The organism is Acinetobacter marinus (genome assembly GCF_900096915.1).
Taxonomy (GTDB): Bacteria; Pseudomonadota; Gammaproteobacteria; order Pseudomonadales; family Moraxellaceae; genus Acinetobacter; species Acinetobacter marinus.
On the sequence record NZ_FMYK01000011.1, the window covers coordinates 48,444 to 67,376 of the forward strand.

Here is an 18,933-nt window from a genome sequence, read left to right on the forward strand (position 1 = left end):
AATAGCGAAGCATTGTTTTCGCACACCATCCGCAGGGATAGGGATTCGCATCGATCAGGGCAAGTGTGTGCATAGACGCACGATAAAGGCAGTATAAAGAGTACAAATCATGAATAGTCGACAGCATTTTGCAACATGGTTGAACACAGGCGTTGTGTTATTGATGAGTCTGACGCTAGTCGCTTGTAGCAAACCAGAAAAAAAGCCTGAACAATTAAAAATCGTCATGGTGACTCAGCCCGAGTCCAACCATCAGCAAACGCAAAGCTATGCAGGCGAAGTGCAAGCTCGCCAGCAAACCAATTTGGCTTTTCGTGTTGGCGGACAAGTGGTGGCACGCACGGTCGATGTCGGCGATCGAGTAAGTGTTGGACAGGTGATTGCCCGTCTGGATGTGAAAGATGCTAATTTAGAACTTAACGCCGCCCGTGCACAGCTCGAACAAGCCCAATCGGCGCTCAATAATAGCCAAGCTGAATTGAACCGTTTTAAACAGCTGTTACCAGACAATGCGGTCAGTCGCTCACAATATGACAGTGCAGAAAATCAATATCAATCCGCACAATCCAGCCTAAAACAAGCCCAATCCAACTATGCCATGGCACAAAACCAAAGCCAATATAATCAACTGCGTGCCACCAAAAACGGTGTGATTACTACTCGAGAGATTGAAGTCGGGCAAGTGGTTGCAGCGGGTCAAACTGCATATCAACTGGCACTGGATGGTGAGCGAGATGTGGTGATCGGTGTAGCAGAAAATGCAGTGCGTGAACTGCGTGTTGGGCAGTCAGCGACAGTGAGTCTGTGGTCGGCACCAGAGCAACGCTTTGATGCCTATGTACGAGAAATCGCCCCAGCCGCTGATCAAAGTCGGACTTTCCAAGTCAAAGTGGCACTACGCAATCAAAGCCAAGCGATCCAGCTTGGGCAAAGTGCTCGGGTGTTTTTCCAAAGTACAGATGCAGAACAAGTCACCGTACCTTTGTCGAGTATTTCTGCGGTCAATGACAAGCCTTATGTGTGGGTGGTTGCACCGAATCAGACACTGCATCGCACTTGGGTACAACTCGGTGAATATCATCATGATCGTGTGCCTGTGTTGGCAGGCTTAAACGCCGATCAATGGGTGGTGGTCGGTGGCGTGCATTTGCTCCGTGAAAAGCAAAAAGTGCGCTTAGTCGATGAAGACAATCGTCCTGTGACGCTGGGAAATACCACGGATACCTCACAGCCAAGCAAAGCACAATCAGGTACAGCTCAGCCAAGTGAAAAGCCAGCAAATACAGCCACACAGAATGCATCTGCGACGCCTGCAACAGCCAATTCGGAGGGCTAAATCATGTCATTTAACTTATCCGAATGGGCACTTAAGAACAAAGGCTTGGTGCTGTACTTTATGGCATTACTGGCGGTCGTCGGCTTTTTATCTTATTCCAAACTGTCGCAAAGTGAAGATCCACCGTTTACCTTTAAGGTGATGGTGGTACAGACCTATTGGCCCGGTGCAACAGCACGGGAAGTCTCCTTGCAAGTCACCGATCGCATCGAAAAAGCACTGATGGAAACGGGCAAATACGAGCGCATTGCCGCCTATTCTCGACCGGGTGAATCGATGGTGACGTTTGTCGCCAAGGACACGATGCGTTCTGCGCAGATTCCTGATGTGTGGTATGAGGTGCGCAAAAAAGTCGGCGATATGAAGCATGAATTGCCGTCGGGGGTACAAGGACCATTCTTTAATGATGAATTTGGCGACACCTTTGGCAATATCTATGTACTGACTGGCGATGATTATAACTATGCCACCATGAAGGAATATGCTGATCGGTTGCAATTACAACTACAGCGTGTGCCTGATGTCGGGAAAGTCGATTTGGTGGGTCTGCAAGACGAAAAGATTTGGGTGGAAATTTCCAATACCAAAGCGGTCAATATGGGCATTCCCGTGACCCAGATTCAGCAAGCCTTGAATGCGCAAAACAGTATTAACTCGACGGGTTATTTTGAAACGCAGAGTGATCGGATTCAGCTTCGGGTCAGTGGTGAGCTGAAATCTGTAGATGAACTACGTGCCATGTCTCTGTTGGTGGGTGATCGCACCATTAAACTCGGTGATGTGGCTGAGGTCTATCGTGGCTTTAGTGAGCCTGCCCAGCCTCGCATGCGTTTTATGGGTGAGAATGGTATTGGGATCGCCGTGTCGATGCGTAAAGGTGGCGACATCTTGGCATTAGGCAAGCATCTTGAAAGCGAATTTGCTCTATTACAAGACACCTTGCCTGTGGGCATGAAGCTAAGCAAAGTCTCAGATCAACCTGTGGCGGTGAAACGCAGTGTCAATGAGTTTATGAAAGTGCTTGCCGAAGCGGTCTTTATCGTCTTATTGGTAAGTTTCTTCTCATTGGGATTTCGGACAGGTCTGGTGGTGGCATTTTCAATCCCGCTGGTCTTGGCGATGACTTTTGCAGGCATGAATTTATTCGATGTCGGACTGCATAAAATTTCCCTTGGCGCACTGATTCTGGCGCTTGGGCTACTGGTGGATGATGCCATTATCGCTGTGGAAATGATGGCGATCAAAATGGAGCAGGGCTACAGTCGACTGAAAGCCGCTGGCTTTGCATGGACGAGTACCGCCTTTCCGATGCTCACGGGCACATTGATTACCGCAGCGGGCTTTTTACCGATTGCGACAGCGCAGTCGGGCACAGGGGAATATACTCGCTCGATCTTCCAAGTGGTGACCATTGCTTTGTTGGTATCTTGGGTGGCGGCAGTGGTGTTTGTACCGTATCTGGGTGCAAAACTGTTGCCTGATTTTCAGAATATGCATCAGCAACCTGCACCGTGGTATCAGCGACTCTGGGCGAAACTGCGCAAAAAGCCCGCACCGAAACCGATCGAGCATGATGCGGATCATGACCCGTACCAAACGCCGTTTTATCAACGCTTTCGCAAGATGGTCAATACCTGTGTTGAATATCGTAAGACGGTGATTCTGGTGACGGTTGCGATTTTTATCGGCTCTTTGGCGCTGTTTAAAACGGTTCCACAACAATTTTTCCCACCGTCGAATCGGGGTGAAATCTTAATTGATTTGAAATTGGAAGAGGGCGCTTCACTCAAAGCCACCGAGCAGGCAGTGAAAAAAGTCGAACAATTCTTAAAGACTCAAAAAGGCATTGATAATTATGTGGCATATGTAGGCACAGGCTCGCCACGCTTTTACTTGCCACTCGATCAGCAGTTGCCACAAGCCAGTTTTGCCCAGTTCGTGGTATTGGCAAGCTCACTTGATGAACGTAATGAAATCCGTCAAAACTTAGATCGACAATTGCGAGAAATCTTACCGCAAGTGCGTACACGGGTCTCTTTGCTTGAAAATGGACCACCAGTTGGCTACCCAATCCAATATCGAGTATCAGGCGAGGACATTGGCGAAGTGCGTAAATGGGCACAACAGCTCTCTTCAACACTCGGTGAGCAAGCCGATGTCACCAATGTTCATCTGGACTGGGGTGAACCGAGTAAAATGATTTACCTGAAAGTCGATCAAGACCGTGCACGTCAGATGGGTGTGACCAGTCAAGATTTGGCGAACTTTTTGAGTAGCTCGTTGACAGGTAGTGTGATTGATCAATATCGAGAAAAACGGGAATTGATCGAAATTCGTATGCGTGGTGATGCCAAAGAGCGCATTGATGTCGGGGCACTATCGAGTCTAGCTGTACCAACCAGCAATGGTGGTAGTGTGCCACTAGCGCAGATTGCCAATATCGAATATCGCTTTGAAGAAGGCTTGATTTGGCACCGAAATCGCTTACCGACCATTACCGTGCGTGCCGATATGCGTACCGATAAACAGCCTGCAACATTTATCGCAGAAATGGCGGAGCAAGTTGATCAATTGCGTCAGCAATTACCAAGTGGTTATTTGGTCGACGTGGGCGGAACCGTAGAAGAATCTGCTCGTGGACAGAAGTCAGTCAATGCAGGTATGCCATTATTCTTAGCGGTGGTGTTCACCTTACTGATGTTGCAGCTCAAGAGTATTTCTCGTTCCATCATCGTGTTGCTCACCGCACCACTCGGGATTATTGGCGTGACTGTGTTTTTATTATTATTTGGCAAGCCGTTTGGCTTTGTGGCGATGCTCGGCACCATTGCCTTGTCGGGGATGATTATGCGTAACTCGTTGATTCTGATTGATCAGATTGAGCAGGATATTAGCGCTGGCTCTGATCCGTGGACAGCGATTATCGACTCCACTGTGCGCCGTTTTAGACCGATTATCTTGACCGCTTTGGCTGCGGTGCTGGCGATGATTCCATTGTCACGCAGTATTTTCTTTGGACCAATGGCGGTGGCGATCATGGGGGGCTTGATTGCAGCGACAGTTTTGACGCTATTTTTCTTGCCTGCGGTCTATGCAGCATGGTTTAAAGTGAAAAAAGACGATACGGCGAAATCCAGCGCATAGTTTGTAAGAAATTGCTATCTTCTGCGGGCGATATGTAGTATTTTTGCAATACAAAATGAGGGCAAGCCAGACAACGATTTGTCAGGTCAGAAAAGATGCTCAGCGATTGAGGTATACATGGGTCAGGAACAACAAAAACGACAGCAAAAGCAGATTTTATGGGCTTATGTGATGATGTTTCTGACCGTGTTTAGTATTGTGCCGCTGGTTATTGCCTATGTGCTGGCGATGCGCTTGACCAATATCGCAGATATTGAAGTTTGGCTGAATTCACATGCACTGTGGATCGTGCGCAGTTTATTGATTTTTCTGTGTATCGCCGTGTTTGCCGCACTGTGGTTTATTCCCTTGTATTTCTTTGTTTGGGATCAACAGATTTGGGTCACCGCATGCACCATTGCGGGTGTGATCTTTGCGCTGGTGGCGTGGCTTTATCTGCTCAATGCATGGCTCAAAGGCATGATCAAATTTTTCCAGCGTAAACCTGTCTATTGATTCGCCTTGCGTCATTCCATTTAGTCTTCATTTCCTAGTCGAAAAACCGCTATCAAAACTGTCTATACCAGCACTTTGGCAAAATTTTTTTGCTGATCTTGGCGTTTTTGCTTGTAAAAAACTAAAGCGCCCCAATCTTAGACGCAGTCAAATTTTAATTTTTAAATTTTCAGTGTGAAATGTGAGGAGTACCGCTATTCATGGCAAAGCGTGACTATTATGAGGTTTTAGGTGTTGCTAAAACCGCCAGCGATGACGAAATCAAAAAAGCCTACCGCAAGCTGGCGATGAAATATCACCCAGACCGCAACCCTGACAATGCTGAAGCAGAAGACAAATTTAAAGAAGCCACTGAGGCGTATGAAGTCTTATCAGACGGCGAAAAACGTAGCATGTATGACCGTATGGGACACAGTGCGTTTGAAGGCGGTTTTGGTGGAGGCGGTGGCTTCGGTGGTGGTGGTTTTAGCGCCGAAGATATTTTTAGTCAGTTTGGCGATATTTTTGGTGGTGCATTTGGCGGTGGCGGACGTGGACAGCAACGTCAGCGCCGTGGCTCAGATTTGCGCTATGTGATGGAACTCAGTCTTGAAGAAGCCATCAAAGGCGTCAAGAAAACTATTACGTTCTCTGCGCCAGCACCTTGTAATACTTGTGATGGCAAGGGAGCAAAAAATCCAAACGATGTGGAAACTTGTAAAACCTGTCATGGCGCTGGTCAAGTGCGCATGCAACAAGGTTTCTTTGCGGTACAACAAACTTGTAGTACGTGCCGTGGTACGGGTAAAACCATTAAAAACCCATGTAATACCTGTCATGGTAGCGGCATCCAAGATCGTCAGCAGACCTTGGAAGTGACCATTCCTGCGGGTGTGGACAATGGCGACCGTGTACGCCTCACTGGTAAAGGTGAAGCGATGCGTGATGGTCAAGCAGGTGATCTTTACGTGGAAGTGGTGGTGCGTGAGCATGAAATCTTCCAACGTGATGGCGCCGACCTGTATATGGATGTGCCTGTTAGCATCGCCGATGCAGCTTTGGGTAAAGAAATCCAAATTCCGACCTTGGATAGCCGAGTCAGTTTGAAAATCCCTGAAGGCACACAAACAGGGAAAATGTTCCGTCTACGTGGTAAAGGGGTAAAACCTGTGCGTAGCACTATGGTGGGGGATTTACTTTGCCGAGTAATGGTAGAAACGCCGACCAATCTCAATGAAAAGCAACGTGAATTATTACGTGAGTTTCAGCAGACACTTGGTGACAGCAATCTGCACAGCGAAACCAAGAAAAAGAAAGGTTTCTTTGATAAGGTATCAGACTTGTTTGACTAATTGATTGATATTATATCGATTTTTAGGTTTTAAAATGCTTGCCATGTGCAGGCATTTTTTATGCAAGTTTATATGGCATTTGTGAAGCATGCTGAAATTCAACATAAAAATCACTGATGTGTAGGATTTCGCCTTCTCATGGGGCAAAGTTTTGCTATAGTAATGCACAAATTTTTTATCTTTGATTTAAGCTGAGGCAGTTATGGCAAATTCACCACGTATTGGCATTTTGGGTGCGGGTGGTCGTATGGGACGTACCTTGATCCAAGCAGTACATCAAGCAGGGCATACGCTTGCAGCCGCAGTAGAGCGTCCTGAAAGCAGTTTGCTCGGTGCGGATGCAGGTGAGTTGGCTGGAGTTGGTGCGCTTGGTGTTAAAGTGGTTGGTAGTCTTGAAGAAGCCTTGCCAGTGTGTGATGTGGTGATTGACTTTACTGCACCCTCGGCGACTGAACAACATCTCAAAGCATGCCAAGCTGCCAATGTGGCGATGGTGATTGGTACTACAGGTTTTAGCGATGCACAAAAAGCCTTGCTAGATGAGGCGGCGAAAACGATTCCAGTGGTCTATGCGGCGAACTATTCCGTCGGGGTCAATGTCTCGATCAAACTGCTTGAGATGGCAGCCAAAGCCTTTGGCGATACGGTCGATATCGAAGTGGTTGAAGCGCATCACCGTCACAAAGTTGATGCACCATCAGGCACGGCACTGATGATGGGTGAAGCGGTTGCGGACGCACTTGGTCGTGATCTCAAAGACGTTGCAGTGTATGGACGTGAAGGGATTACAGGTGCACGTGATCGTCAAACCATCGGTTTTGAAACCATTCGTGGTGGTGATATTGTCGGTGAACACAATGTGATGTTTATTGGCGAAGGTGAGCGTTTGGAAATTAAACACACTGCCACCAGTCGCATGAACTTCGCAGGTGGTGCCGTCCGTGCTGCTGCATGGGTCGTTGCCCAATCACCGAAGCGTTACGATATGCTGGATGTGTTGAATCTGAAATAAACGAGCAGTAAGAAGTAAAAAGTACACAATAAAAGTGGCGTGCTCTAGGGTGCGTCCCAATGTGTTTGGTGGAAAGCACAAGGCAGAGAGATGCATGACAGCTTGTTGCCGAAACATCGTGAAACACCTTGAGATATATTGCTGACATGCAGTCACAGAAAGCTACGGACAATGCAAGATGCATTGTTTATACTTTTTAAAAATGGTTTGAGTGCGATCTGACAGAAGCCATTGCGAATATCAGCTTTGCCATGTGATCAAAGCAGAAAACAAAAATATTGGAACAATGGTTGGATCATCATCATTGGACAAGAAGAATTGGACGACAAGGATATGTTAAAACGATTTTACGCCTTTTGGGTGGTGCTGTGTTTATGCGTTGGTGTGTTACTGAGCAACATCAGCTATGCCAAAGGGACAGAAAAATTATCCATTAATAAGCAAGGTATTAAGGTCTGGACGCAGCAGATCAAAGACAATCCGATGATGCACTATCGTGCTGAAACCACGCTGAATACCTCGATTGAAAATGCCGTCGGCTTAATCTTGGATACCGATCGTGGCAAAACCTGGATTCCCTATGTGACTGATATTCAAGTGATTGATCGGGACGATGCTGCGGGTGAGTTTGTGATTTATATCAAATTTGATTTTCCTTTCCCGCTCAACGACCGTGATCTGGTGGTGAAAGGAAAAATGAGTAAAAATAACAAAGGTCAAATGATTGTGAAAAATACCGCAATCAAAGACCCTCGAGTGCCACTGAAAAATAACGTGATTCGCATCACCCGCTACGAAGGCGATTGGGTGCTGACCAAACTCAGCGCTAAGCAAGTCAAAGTCAGCACGTCGGGTTTTGCCGATCCTGCGGGCTCGATTCCGACCAGTTTTGTGAATACTTTTGTGGAACAGCAACCCTATCAAATGTTGCAGCGCATGAAACAGTATGTCAAAACGGTGAAATATAGCAGCGACGATTTACCTTCAGCCTTGAGATAAGATCGTTTTGACGCTGTATTCTTCCGTATAACGACTATATAGCGTGGTGAAATACCCGTAACATTCGACATTATCTTTTGTAATTGCGCTGGTGAAGTGTGAAAATCCAGCTACACTAGGCGCAGTTTTTACCGAGTCGATTTAGGGCAATAGAATGAAACATTGGAAACAACTCAGTACAGCATTAATGTTCTCTGGTATGGCAGGCGGGATGGTGGCTTTGAGTGCCAGCGCACACGCCGATATGCTTGGTTTGTACGGTAGTGTCGATTACTGGCACCTACAAGGCGAATATAATCAATCACCTGAAGATGAAAGTCTGCGTGATGCGGACAAACTGGACTTGGAAGATAAAGGTCAAGCGCAAATCGCACTGGCTTTTGAGCATCCTATTCCATTGATTCCAAATGCAAAAATCCGTCATGTTGGGATTGATGTCGACACTGAAGAAGACAATCTCTCAGGTCATGCACTGTATAATATCGACCTCGATTCAACCGATTTCATTTTATATTATGAAATTCTAGACAATATCGTCAGTGTTGATGCGGGTGTAGCAGCAAAACGCCTTGATGGTGATGTGACTTACTACAGCACACTCGGTGAAGATAAGGTTAACATCAGTGAAACCGCACCAATGGTGTATCTTGCAGCAGGAGCAAAACTGCCATTTACAGGGTTGAGTGCTAAAGCAGAAGTATTGGCAACGAATTATAGTGATACGCAAATCACTGATGCATCAGCAGAAATCAAATATAACTTCATTGAAAATATGGCAATCGACTTGGGTGCAAAAGCGGGTTATCGTTTGCTCAATATTGAACTAGATGATCAAGATGGCTATAACACCAAGTTCGATTTTGATGGTCCATATATTGGCTTAGAAGCGCATTTCTAATTTGAAAATCGCTTGAAATCTAAAAAACGGATGCATGATCATCCGTTTTTTTTATGAGCATGTTTCGGAAAATGATCAATGTTAGCCATGGTGTACACAGGCGATGTACATATGCGGTGTGCAAAAACAGTTTGCGAAAAGCATGGTTCCACGTGAAACCATGACTTCAAAATACAGCAAAAATGCTCGTTTAAGATAGCGTATTCCAAAATTGACGAAAGGCTTTTGCATGTTCAATCCAGTGCTGTTTCGCACGGTGATGGATTGTGGTCATATTGATGAAGCCATGTGGTTGGTCTGCGATATTGCTGTAGAGGGTTTTTACACCTGCGTGTTTGAGTTTTTCAGCGTAGAGCTCACCTTCATCATGTAATACATCGAATTGAGCCGTGATGACATAGGCAGGTGCAAGTCCATTTAAGTCACCATAAATCGGTGAGATGATCGGATCATCCAGTGCGGTCTGATGACGCATTGGGTAAAGTGCTGTGACATTATCAATATCTTCGGCAGTCAGCACCAAGCCATCTTTATACTTATAAAAGGAAGCATAACGATTTTTAAAATCAATCGCAGGGTAGACGAGGAACTGTGCTTGTGGCGCAAATATTTGATTTTTAGACTGTTGTGAAACAACAGCGCTGATATTTCCGCCTGCACTATCGCCTGCGACAGCAATACGATTTGGGGCAACATTCAAATCTTGCTGATGTTCAAAAGCCCATTGTAATGCCTCAACGCAGCGTTGAATCATTTGCTGTGCAGAATGCTCTGGAGCAAGCGGATAATCGACACTCAAGACTTGCGCATTGGCATGTTTGGCGAGTAAACGACAGGCTTCGTCGTGGCTATCTAAGTCCCCGACGATAAAACCACCACCATGATAAAACACGATCAAAGGCAAGGTCTGCTCAGGATTTGGATGATAGAGACGTGCTTTGGTTGTGCCCGAAGCCAGCGCAAGTTGTCGGTCTTCAACACGGGCGATCGCTGTTACTTGTGACTGAAAGGCTTGCATTTGTTGGGTGAATTGTGTGCGACTTTTTTGATAATTTTCTTTGATAAATCCTGAGCGTTTTTGTTTGAGCTGGGCTGCTAAAATACAGCTATAAAATGGATGCAGTGCAGGAAAAGAATATGGATACTCCAACATACGAGCCAAACGGCGTTGCACGATTGCTGGCGCACGATCAATAGCACGGGCGCTATGTCCTTGTGCCTTGAGTTTGATCTGCGCAAGGTCAAAAAATTTACTCATGATTGCTCCATAATCTGATGATTGTGCGTCAAATCGCAGTATGTTCTACATGTTTTATTCATAGTTTTGCCGAATGGTTAATCCAGTTGCACAATCAGCATAGATTTCATACATTGCCCTGCGATTTGATTCCTATGCTGTGGTTATAGTCATTACAATAACTTGAAAACCAATATTGTCAAGTTGAAGTTTTGCGAATGGATTGACGACATTGTAGGAGGAATCGCCATGTCAAATACCTCACTTTTAAAAGCCAGCGCAGTGCTTTTAGTCACAGCCATATCTGCTGTGGGCTGTGTGGTTGCGCCAGATTCAGATGGTTATTCACGCTCAGATGGTAGATATGGTTATCCGAGTACACGTTATCCGACTGGATATGACAGCCGTGACCAATACGAGTGGCAACGTGAGCGTCAGCGCCAATACGAACGTCAAAGAGCGTATCAACTTGAGCAAGCAAGAAACCGTGCTGAATATCACGATCGTCAAGTTTGGCTTGCACAAGAGCGTGATCGTCAAAAGCAATATGATGCACAGCGTAAACGAGATGAATGGGAGCGTCAGCGCCGTCAACAAGATGCGAAAAAGCGTGCCGATGAACAACGTCAACGAGAAATCCGAGAAAAAGCTGATCAAGAAAGAAAAAATCGGGAAAAAGAAATTCGAGAAAGAAACAATCGAGACCGTGAACAGCGAGAGCGTGAACAGAGAGATCGAGAAAATAAAGCACGCATAGCGCAAGAGCGTCGGGATCGTAATAATGATGCACAACGTAGAGTGCAACAGCAAAAAGCGCAACAGCAAAAAGCACAACAGCAAAAAGCACAACAGCAAAAAGCACAACAACAACGAGATCAACGTGCCAAGCAGCAGCGTGAAAAAGCACAAAGAGACCAAGCGCAGCGTCAGAGGCAGCAACGTGAAAAGGAACAACGAGCAAAAGATCAGCAAAAACAAATCGCTGAACTACGAGAACGGGCTGAAAGAGCGCGTCAAAATCGATAAATTTGCCAGTGCAACGTAAAAAATATGACTGACTATATGATTGATAGTTAATTAAAAAAGAATAAATTTGAGCAAATTATAAGCGATGCATAGTCGCTTACTATTAAAAAAAATGCCGCATTTGTGATAATCTGCGGCATTTTTTACAGTATGCTAATGCGAAGCATCGGAGATATAAGGGGATTTCTGTGACCAAACAACGTGAAAATTGGTCGGCCCGATCTGGATTTATTCTAGCTGCCATCGGATCGGCGGTCGGATTGGGTAATATTTGGCGTTTTCCATACGTGACGTATGAGAACGGCGGTGGTGCCTTTCTTGTACCATATTTAATTGCATTATTTACTGCGGGCTTACCGCTGTTATTTCTCGACTATGCGGTCGGGCATAAATATCGTGGCGCACCACCGACTGCCTATAAAAAAGTGTCTAAGCCGATGGAGGCTGTAGGTTGGTGGCAGGTCATGGTGACATTGGCGATCGGCGCCTACTATGCCAGCGTGTTGTCATGGGCGGGGAGCTATATCTTCTTCTCATGGGGACAGAAGTGGGGCGAAGACACGCAAACCTTCTTCTTTAAAAATTATTTAGAAACTGCTGATACGCTTGCCTTTGGTTTTGTGCCACATCTGTTTTTTGGATTGCTCATTGTTTGGGGAATCACCATGCTGATTTTGTATGGTGGCATCAAAAAAGGCGTGGAAGTTGCCAATAAAATCTTTATTCCACTATTAATTGTCTTGTTTACCATTTTGGTGATTCAGGCGATTCGTTTGCCAGGTGCGAGTATTGGTTTGGATGCATTATTTACCCCTGACTGGGCGGCGATGACCAACTATAAGGTCTGGCTGGCAGCGTACGGGCATATTTTCTTCTCGTTATCAGTCGGCTTTGGCATCATGCTGACCTACGCCTCTTATCTCAAACCAAAATCCAATGTCATAGGTTCTGGGATCGTGGTTGGCTTAGCCAACTCATCTTTTGAATTACTGGCAGGCATCGGGGTCTTTGCTGCGCTTGGCTTCATGGCGCAAAGTGCGGGTGTCGAGTTTAAGGATGTGGTGAGTGGCGGTATTGGCTTGGCATTTATTGCCTTTCCGAAGCTGATCTCGAGTCTTGGTGCTGGTGCGGACTTATTCGGCTTCTTATTCTTTAGTTCGTTGGTCGTTGCAGGGATCACCTCGATGGTGAGTATCTTGCAAGTGCCGATCAGCGCATTTCAGGACAAACTTGGCTGGTCTCGTGCTAAAGCAGTGACGATCATTGCGGGTGGTTTGGCAGTGATTTCGATCGGGTTATTCTCAACACATAGCGCGATCAAGTTCGTTGATATTATCGATCACTTTGCCAATAGTATCGGGATTGTGTTTGGTGCGTTGCTATCGATTGTGATGATTACATGGTTTAAGCGTTCTAAACTGTTTGAATTGGAACAGCATATCAATGCGATTTCCAGCATTCAGATGGGTGCTGGCTGGCGCTTTATGCTCACCATCGTGACACCATTGTCGCTCTTGATCGCATTTGTGCTATCGATTGTATCGTTAGTCAGCAACGGCTATGAAGGCTATCCAACATCGATGTTGTTAATCTTTGGTTGGGGTGTGGTGCTGTTATTTATCCTTGGTGCGTTGGCACTGAGTCAACTCAAAGACCATGAATAAAATCAATCAGCTAAAGGAGAAAAATCATGTCAAATAGTGCACTGATGATGATGATTGTATCGATCCTTGCCCTATGGGGTGGGTTGTTATGGGCTATGATTCATTTGGTCAAGCATCCAGATCCAGAGGATTAAGCGGAAAATCCGATTACCCCAATGAATGATAATTATTATCATTCATTGAAAATGTGTTATACACTGTGCTCATCGTTTCAATAGATTAGCCAGATTATGTCGGATTTCTTTAGTACCAATGTGCTGATTGCCTTTTTGGTCACGGTGTTGGCAAGTTTGGCAACCGTCGTCGGCGGTGCATTGGTATTATTCTTTAAGCAGCCGAGTCCTCGGCTGTTGTCTTTTGGGCTAGCATTTGCTGGTGGGGCGATGGTCTATGTTTCGCTGACTGAGATTCTTACCAAGTCAGTCGACTCATTTTCACAATCTTATGATTCACAAATTGGCTTTGCATTTGGCACCTTTGCCTTTCTCGCAGGAATTCTGCTGGTTATTCTCTTAGATCGTTTTATTCCCAATCCACATGATGCCTTAGATCGTGCACATTTAACCGATCAAAATGATGCAGGGCTATATCGCACGGGCTTACTCACACTATTTGCAATTACTGCACATAACTTCCCTGAAGGCTTAGCGACCTTCTTTGCTACGCTAGAAAATGCCACGCTTGGCGTACCGCTTGCCGCAGCAATTGCAATTCATAACATTCCCGAAGGGATTGCCATCGCCGTGCCTGTTTATGCGGCGACAAAGAGTAAATCGATGGCGCTGTTGGCGAGTTTCATCTCAGGGCTTGCCGAGCCATTGGGGGCGTTGATTGGCTATAGCATCCTTGCGCCGTTTATGAATTCTTTGGTGTTTGGTACAGTTTTTGGATTGATTGCAGGGGTGATGGTATTCTTGGCATTGGACGAATTGCTTCCTGCGGCAAAGCGCTATGCCAAAGGACATGAAACGGTGTATGGTTTGGTGACGGGGATGTCGATGTTGGCGGTGAGTCTAGTACTGTTTAAACTCATCTAAACATGAAAATTCATAGATGACAGTCAGGCAAGAAAAAAGCATCGTTGGCAACGAACGATGCTTTTGGTTTTAAAAGGTTTAACTTTAACGCTTTCAATCAAACAGCTTTTTCAATCAAGCAACTTTTTCAATCAAGCAACTTTTTCAATTAAGCAATAGTAGAAACCGTCGCCACTACCTTGTTGTGGTAAAAGTTGACGACCATATTGCTGTGCAATGCCCCAATCGGCTTGGATTTCCACGTGCTTGGCATCGGCATGTTGCGCAAAGAAATTTTGCATTTGCACTTCATTCTCTGCCTTTAAAATCGAACACGTGATATAGAGCATTTGTCCGCCGACTTTGAGCTGTTGCCACATATTCTCTAAAATTTCAGCCTGTAGCGCCGTGGTTTGTGCAATATCCGTCGATTGACGAAGTAGTCGAATATCAGGGTGGCGACGCAATACGCCAATCGCTGTACATGGCGCATCAATAATAATGCAATCGGCTTGTGTCGCATCCGAAGATTCACTGATTTGCCATGTGGTTGCATCGGCGCAAACCACATCCACTTGCTCGGCATGCTCTGATGAAGCGAGTTGAAGGCGATTGAGATTATCATGCACACGTTGTAGACGACTTTCAACATTATCCAGTGCGATCAACTGCTGTGGACGATATTTTTCCAAAAGATGTGCGGTCTTACCGCCCGGTGCGGCGCAGGCATCGACCACGACTTTGCTATTCAGATTCGGCAACAGCGAAACGCAAAGCTGTGCATGTTCATCCTGTACCGAAAACCAACCTTTGTCATAGCTCGGTAAAGCAGGAATGCTAACGCTTTGCTCAAGGCGAATGCTGACCTCTGAAATATGGCTTGCACTCGCCTCAATCCCTGCAAGTTGCAATTGTTTTAGATAGGCATCACGACCAATCTGACGATGATTGACCCGCAGAAATAAAGGTGCAGGCTGACGTAAGGACTGTGCAAGCTCAGGCAGTTGCTCCGCCCAATCTTTGTTTAATCGCTTATACAACCAACTCGGCAAACCATGCGCTTGCTCTAGTTCGATGTAAAGCTGTTCACGCTCCCGAGTGGCACGGCGCAAGATGGCATTGATCACGCCACTCGCCGATTCAAAACCAAGTTGTTTGACGGCTTCTACGGTTTCAGAAATCGCAGCATGATCGGCAATGCGGGTATAAAACAGTTGATACAATCCCAAATAAATCGCAACTTCAAGCTGTGGATCACTGAGTGGTTTATTCAGCATCGGTAGACTAATGCTTTTTAGTGCATACCAATGACGAAGCACACCAAAGCTCAGCTCATGCATCAAGCCACGATCTTTCTCATCGACCAATTCAAAATACTTCTCTTGAATCTCGGACAATGAACGACCTTGTTGTACTTGGCTTAATAGTCGAATCAGTTGTGCACGTAGATTTAAACGACTGCCAGTTTTTACGGTACTATTTTTTTCATGGCTCATTTTTACACTGCTATTTTTTACATCGCCACGCTTTACAGCATCTTGCGGTGTATTCTGCTGTTTGGTTTGGCTTTGCGGTTTGGCATATTGTTTATAAAAACTTGGTTTTGGACGCTGATTCATGAGAGGACTTGTCCAATATTAAGTTTTTGAGTTTGCAGGATTTGCACGCTATTTAACGTCTTGCCACCTGCCCATTGCAAACTGGTTAAACGTAGCACTGTACCCGCACCACAAGCCACGTCGATACCGTGTTTATCCATCGCAATAATTTCACCATAGGTCTTGCTGTGCGATTGATCTGTGAGTTCAGCCGACCATATTCTTAAAGGCGGATTATTCGGATCAGTTTGACAAAAACACACTGGCCACGGATTAAAGGCACGAATTTGACGGTCGATGATGTTTGCGGCTTGTGCCCAGTCGATCTTTGCTTCGCTCTTAACGATCTTGTGTGCATAGTTGGTGAGGGCTTCATCTTGCACTTCACGCTTGGCTTGATAATTTTCTAAAGTTGAAATGTCCGTGAGCACTTCACAAATCGCCTCTGCACCAAGTGTCGCCAAGCGATCATGTAAATTTGCAGAGGTATCGTTTGCGGTAATCTCTGTGCTAACTTTATACAGCATATCACCCGTATCCAAGCCTTTTGCCATCTGCATAATCGTCACACCTGTTGACGCATCGCCAGCCAAAATTGCCCGTTGAATCGGCGCTGCACCACGCCAACGAGGCAGTAATGAGGCATGAATATTTAAGCAACCATATTTCGGCGTATCTAAAACCACTTGCGGTAGAATCAAACCATACGCAGCCACCACCATCACATCGGCATTTAATTCGGCAAGTGCTTGCTGTGCTTCGATGCCTGCTTCTTCGCTACTTTTAAAATGTAAAGGCTGATGCACTGGCAAGTTGTGCTCGAGCGCCAACGTCTTCACAGGAGATGCTGTGAGCTTTTGCCCACGTCCCGCAGGACGGTCAGGCTGCGTATAGACCGCAACGATCTCATGATCGGTCTTGAGTAAAGCGGCTAAGGCTGCGGCAGCAAAATCAGGTGTGCCTGCAAAAATGATTTTCATGAGTATCCAAAAATGGGTAGGATAAGAAGATGCTTTATTATAGCGAAAATGATGCAACTGATGGTCGCTAATCGTGAGGCTTGTACACAAATAGGTTTTAGAAAATAAAAAATCAAAATATGGGGGAGTTATGGATGATCGAACGACTGCTTTAAAAAATCAAAATTACTATGCAGTGCTGAATGAGCTGTCACCAAGAGGTAATCGTCATTTACTGTTTGGCTTCGGTTTTGTCATCTTGTTGATTTCGATCTTGTTGCCTTTGGAAAATTATTCAGGATTTACCAATGTTGGTCAATCTGAGATATTAACAATAAAGCATCGCATACTTTTTGATGTGCTCAATGGTTTAATTATTTTGGTGAATATTTATGCGATTATGATGTATAAACTGAAAGGCTTATCACCAGCTCTGATGAGAAATATTGCGTTGTATTATCACGAAATAAAGCACAAGAAAAAGTTTAAAAGATCTTATATGTACATTTTTATGATGTACCTTGCACTCTATTTTTCCATGTTTCTGTTTATTATATTTTTTACTCCTGATGGCTCAACAGGTGGTTCTGGGCGGAGGGGTGTAGAAGGGTATTATTTTGGATATATCTATTTTTCTTTACTATTTGCATTTGTGGTGTACTACATCTTTGTGAGTTTTGCCATGGTAACTGTGGCGATGTTTGCGCTGAGGAAATATGTGAAATAAAAGTGAGTAATTTTTTAAGGGAAAGCGATATCAAAAATACACAGCTTTAAAACCGAGATGTAGTGATTAACAACTCTCCATTATTCAAATCTTGCGAAATTGTTGTATAAAGCAACTATTGCTCAACAAAAAATTCTTGGTAACACCCATGACAACAGAAAAAGATAAAGACTCCCCAACCATCGTGGTCGATGAGGATCATCCTGAACAGGAAAAGTACGAAGTCCTCAAAGAAAAACTGCGCTACAAACAAGCCAAACGGGAAAATGCCAAGAAAATTGACCACAAACAAGTGCGTTTAAATATTCAAGCGGATGCTTTGCCGACCAAAACCTATTTCATCATGAATGCGCTGTCTGCGGTGATTGCATCCTACGGACTATTGGCGAATTCTGCTGCGGTGGTGATCGGGGCGATGTTGGTGGCGATGATGCTTGGACCAATTTCGGGTGTGGCATTATCTTTTATCGATAGTCGCTGGATTTTATTTCGCACTGCGATCAGCACCTTGCTGATGGGCGTAGTGATGATTTTTGCCATCGGGGTTTTGATTGGTTTTATTCATCATAACATTCCGATGACTTCGGAGATTCTGTCTCGGACACAGCCGACCGTGATTGACTTGATGATTGCACTTGCGGGCGGTGCAGCGGGTGCGTTCGCCTCGGTATCGCCACGACTTTCAGTGGCTGTGGTTGGGGTTGCTGTAGCGACGGCATTAGTACCACCGCTGGCGGCGAGTGGAATATTGTTTGCACATATGCAATGGCGTAATGCGGGTAATGCCTTTTTGTTGGCAGTGACCAACATGGTCGCCATCCAGATCAGTTCATCGTTGGTGCTTTGGATTGCAGGCTTTCGCCGTGGTTCAGAAGAGGAACTGCAAAGTAACGTCTTGGAGTTTATTAAGCGTAATATTTGGAGCTTGTTGGTTCTTGCAATTCTTGCGGTGTATTTGAGTCTTAATTTAGCTCAGCGTGTGCGTCTTCAGCTCTATGAAAGCTCGATTAGCCAAATCGTTAAAAATAATCTCAATGATGACAATAATATTATCAATGCCGTAGCGTTTGATCAGAAGAAAGACTATACCTTGGTACGAGTGGTGATTCGTGGCGATCATGAACCTTCCCAAAAGCAACTCGCTACGTTGAATAAAGAAATGCGTAAGGACAATCGAGGACTACCAACCAAACTGCAAGTACGCTTTATTCCTGTCAAGATTCTACAAATTGAGGGTAGTACGGATGAGGAATTGTCACCACGTCAAGCACAGAATATTTCATTGAAAACAGCAGAATAGTACACTGAAAAGTTTAGGGTCTGTTGATATTTTAGCCATGCATTGCGTGATCCGCTAAAACCACAGACCCTCATTAAATTTGGGAAATAGATGCTTATTCTACTTGTGATCGAATTGAGCAATAACAGTTTGGTTACAGCAAAATATTTAATATTGAATTAATATAAAGGTTTACTCAGAGTCTATTGACA

At 45.2% G+C, this 18,933-nt stretch carries 15 protein-coding genes and 1 pseudogene; 13 read left to right on the forward strand and 3 right to left on the reverse strand.

The window, feature by feature from the left end; all coding sequences use genetic code 11:
• Window positions 1–109: 109 nt before the first annotated feature.
• The 7 genes and pseudogenes from BLQ60_RS13170 to BLQ60_RS13200 all read left to right on the forward strand — a co-directional run.
• A pseudogene (locus tag BLQ60_RS13170) lies at window positions 110–1,207 on the forward strand (efflux RND transporter periplasmic adaptor subunit); the annotation flags it as partial.
• Window positions 1,208–1,339: 132 nt separating this feature from the next.
• The gene (locus tag BLQ60_RS13175; RefSeq protein ID WP_092621513.1) at window positions 1,340–4,480 is read left to right on the forward strand and encodes an efflux RND transporter permease subunit; all 3,141 of its coding nucleotides are present in this window, start codon (window positions 1,340–1,342) and stop codon (window positions 4,478–4,480) included.
• Between the two features lie 117 nt (window positions 4,481–4,597).
• Window positions 4,598–4,975 carry a hypothetical protein gene (locus tag BLQ60_RS13180; protein WP_092621516.1) on the forward strand — a complete coding sequence of 126 codons (378 nt, stop codon included), beginning with the start codon at window positions 4,598–4,600 and terminating at the stop codon, window positions 4,973–4,975.
• Window positions 4,976–5,175: 200 nt separating this feature from the next.
• A complete protein-coding gene (gene dnaJ / locus BLQ60_RS13185) occupies window positions 5,176–6,306 on the forward strand; it encodes a molecular chaperone DnaJ (RefSeq protein ID WP_092621519.1) in 1,131 nt (376 codons plus the stop codon).
• A gap of 202 nt (window positions 6,307–6,508) precedes the next feature.
• The gene (gene dapB / locus BLQ60_RS13190; protein WP_092621522.1) at window positions 6,509–7,318 is read left to right on the forward strand and encodes a 4-hydroxy-tetrahydrodipicolinate reductase; all 810 of its coding nucleotides are present in this window, start codon (window positions 6,509–6,511) and stop codon (window positions 7,316–7,318) included.
• Between the two features lie 333 nt (window positions 7,319–7,651).
• Entirely contained in the window at window positions 7,652–8,317 is a 666-nt protein-coding gene (locus BLQ60_RS13195) for an START domain-containing protein (RefSeq protein ID WP_092621585.1), read from the forward strand.
• Between the two features lie 154 nt (window positions 8,318–8,471).
• On the forward strand, window positions 8,472–9,215 hold the full coding sequence (locus tag BLQ60_RS13200; protein WP_378235110.1) for a TIGR04219 family outer membrane beta-barrel protein: 744 nt from the start codon (window positions 8,472–8,474) through the stop codon (window positions 9,213–9,215).
• 190 nt (window positions 9,216–9,405) lie between these two features.
• On the opposite strand, the gene BLQ60_RS13205 is transcribed toward BLQ60_RS13200, so the two are convergent.
• Window positions 9,406–10,473: an alpha/beta hydrolase gene (locus tag BLQ60_RS13205; protein ID WP_092621525.1), complete on the reverse strand. Its 1,068-nt coding sequence runs from the start codon at window positions 10,471–10,473 to the stop codon at window positions 9,406–9,408.
• Between the two features lie 228 nt (window positions 10,474–10,701).
• Between BLQ60_RS13205 and BLQ60_RS13210 the strand changes: the two genes are divergently transcribed.
• The 4 genes from BLQ60_RS13210 to zupT all read left to right on the forward strand — a co-directional run bounded on the left by BLQ60_RS13210 (window position 10,702) and on the right by zupT (window position 14,179).
• Window positions 10,702–11,478, forward strand: a complete 777-nt coding sequence (locus BLQ60_RS13210; protein WP_092621528.1) for a hypothetical protein — start codon at window positions 10,702–10,704, stop codon at window positions 11,476–11,478.
• A 188-nt stretch (window positions 11,479–11,666) separates the two neighbouring features.
• Window positions 11,667–13,142: a sodium-dependent transporter gene (locus tag BLQ60_RS13215; protein WP_092621531.1), complete on the forward strand. Its 1,476-nt coding sequence runs from the start codon at window positions 11,667–11,669 to the stop codon at window positions 13,140–13,142.
• Between the two features lie 26 nt (window positions 13,143–13,168).
• Window positions 13,169–13,276, forward strand: coding sequence for a methionine/alanine import family NSS transporter small subunit (locus tag BLQ60_RS13220; RefSeq protein ID WP_092621534.1), 108 nt, complete (start codon window positions 13,169–13,171; stop codon window positions 13,274–13,276).
• A gap of 96 nt (window positions 13,277–13,372) precedes the next feature.
• On the forward strand, window positions 13,373–14,179 hold the full coding sequence (gene zupT / locus BLQ60_RS13225) for a zinc transporter ZupT (protein WP_092621537.1): 807 nt from the start codon (window positions 13,373–13,375) through the stop codon (window positions 14,177–14,179).
• A gap of 131 nt (window positions 14,180–14,310) precedes the next feature.
• Here zupT and rsmB read toward each other — a convergent pair whose 3' ends face one another.
• Both rsmB and fmt read right to left on the reverse strand, forming a co-directional pair.
• On the reverse strand, window positions 14,311–15,654 hold the full coding sequence (gene rsmB, locus BLQ60_RS13230) for a 16S rRNA (cytosine(967)-C(5))-methyltransferase RsmB (protein ID WP_092621591.1): 1,344 nt from the start codon (window positions 15,652–15,654) through the stop codon (window positions 14,311–14,313).
• Window positions 15,655–15,773: 119 nt separating this feature from the next.
• The gene (fmt, locus tag BLQ60_RS13235; protein WP_092621540.1) at window positions 15,774–16,736 is read right to left on the reverse strand and encodes a methionyl-tRNA formyltransferase; all 963 of its coding nucleotides are present in this window, start codon (window positions 16,734–16,736) and stop codon (window positions 15,774–15,776) included.
• 130 nt (window positions 16,737–16,866) lie between these two features.
• On the opposite strand from fmt, the gene BLQ60_RS13240 reads away from it, so the two are divergent.
• Window positions 16,867–17,442: a hypothetical protein gene (locus BLQ60_RS13240; protein ID WP_092621543.1), complete on the forward strand. Its 576-nt coding sequence runs from the start codon at window positions 16,867–16,869 to the stop codon at window positions 17,440–17,442.
• A 148-nt stretch (window positions 17,443–17,590) separates the two neighbouring features.
• Complete coding sequence (locus BLQ60_RS13245; RefSeq protein WP_092621546.1) at window positions 17,591–18,742, forward strand: TIGR00341 family protein; 1,152 nt, start codon at window positions 17,591–17,593, stop codon at window positions 18,740–18,742.
• The last annotated feature ends 191 nt before the right edge of the window (window positions 18,743–18,933 follow it).

What these genes read in the sequence shown, in the direction of transcription:
- BLQ60_RS13175 (WP_092621513.1), top strand. Translation starts at nt 1,340, where the DNA reads ATGTCATTTAACTTATCCGAATGGGCACTTAAGAACAAAGGCTTGGTG.
- BLQ60_RS13180 (WP_092621516.1), top strand. Translation starts at nt 4,598, where the DNA reads ATGGGTCAGGAACAACAAAAACGACAGCAAAAGCAGATTTTATGGGCT.
- dnaJ (WP_092621519.1), top strand. Translation starts at nt 5,176, where the DNA reads ATGGCAAAGCGTGACTATTATGAGGTTTTAGGTGTTGCTAAAACCGCC.
- dapB (WP_092621522.1), top strand. Translation starts at nt 6,509, where the DNA reads ATGGCAAATTCACCACGTATTGGCATTTTGGGTGCGGGTGGTCGTATG.
- BLQ60_RS13195 (WP_092621585.1), top strand. Translation starts at nt 7,652, where the DNA reads ATGTTAAAACGATTTTACGCCTTTTGGGTGGTGCTGTGTTTATGCGTT.
- BLQ60_RS13200 (WP_378235110.1), top strand. Translation starts at nt 8,472, where the DNA reads ATGAAACATTGGAAACAACTCAGTACAGCATTAATGTTCTCTGGTATG.
- BLQ60_RS13205 (WP_092621525.1), bottom strand. Translation starts at nt 10,473, where the DNA reads ATGAGTAAATTTTTTGACCTTGCGCAGATCAAACTCAAGGCACAAGGA.
- BLQ60_RS13210 (WP_092621528.1), top strand. Translation starts at nt 10,702, where the DNA reads ATGTCAAATACCTCACTTTTAAAAGCCAGCGCAGTGCTTTTAGTCACA.
- BLQ60_RS13220 (WP_092621534.1), top strand. Translation starts at nt 13,169, where the DNA reads ATGTCAAATAGTGCACTGATGATGATGATTGTATCGATCCTTGCCCTA.
- zupT (WP_092621537.1), top strand. Translation starts at nt 13,373, where the DNA reads ATGTCGGATTTCTTTAGTACCAATGTGCTGATTGCCTTTTTGGTCACG.
- rsmB (WP_092621591.1), bottom strand. Translation starts at nt 15,654, where the DNA reads ATGAGCCATGAAAAAAATAGTACCGTAAAAACTGGCAGTCGTTTAAAT.
- fmt (WP_092621540.1), bottom strand. Translation starts at nt 16,736, where the DNA reads ATGAAAATCATTTTTGCAGGCACACCTGATTTTGCTGCCGCAGCCTTA.
- BLQ60_RS13240 (WP_092621543.1), top strand. Translation starts at nt 16,867, where the DNA reads ATGGATGATCGAACGACTGCTTTAAAAAATCAAAATTACTATGCAGTG.
- BLQ60_RS13245 (WP_092621546.1), top strand. Translation starts at nt 17,591, where the DNA reads ATGACAACAGAAAAAGATAAAGACTCCCCAACCATCGTGGTCGATGAG.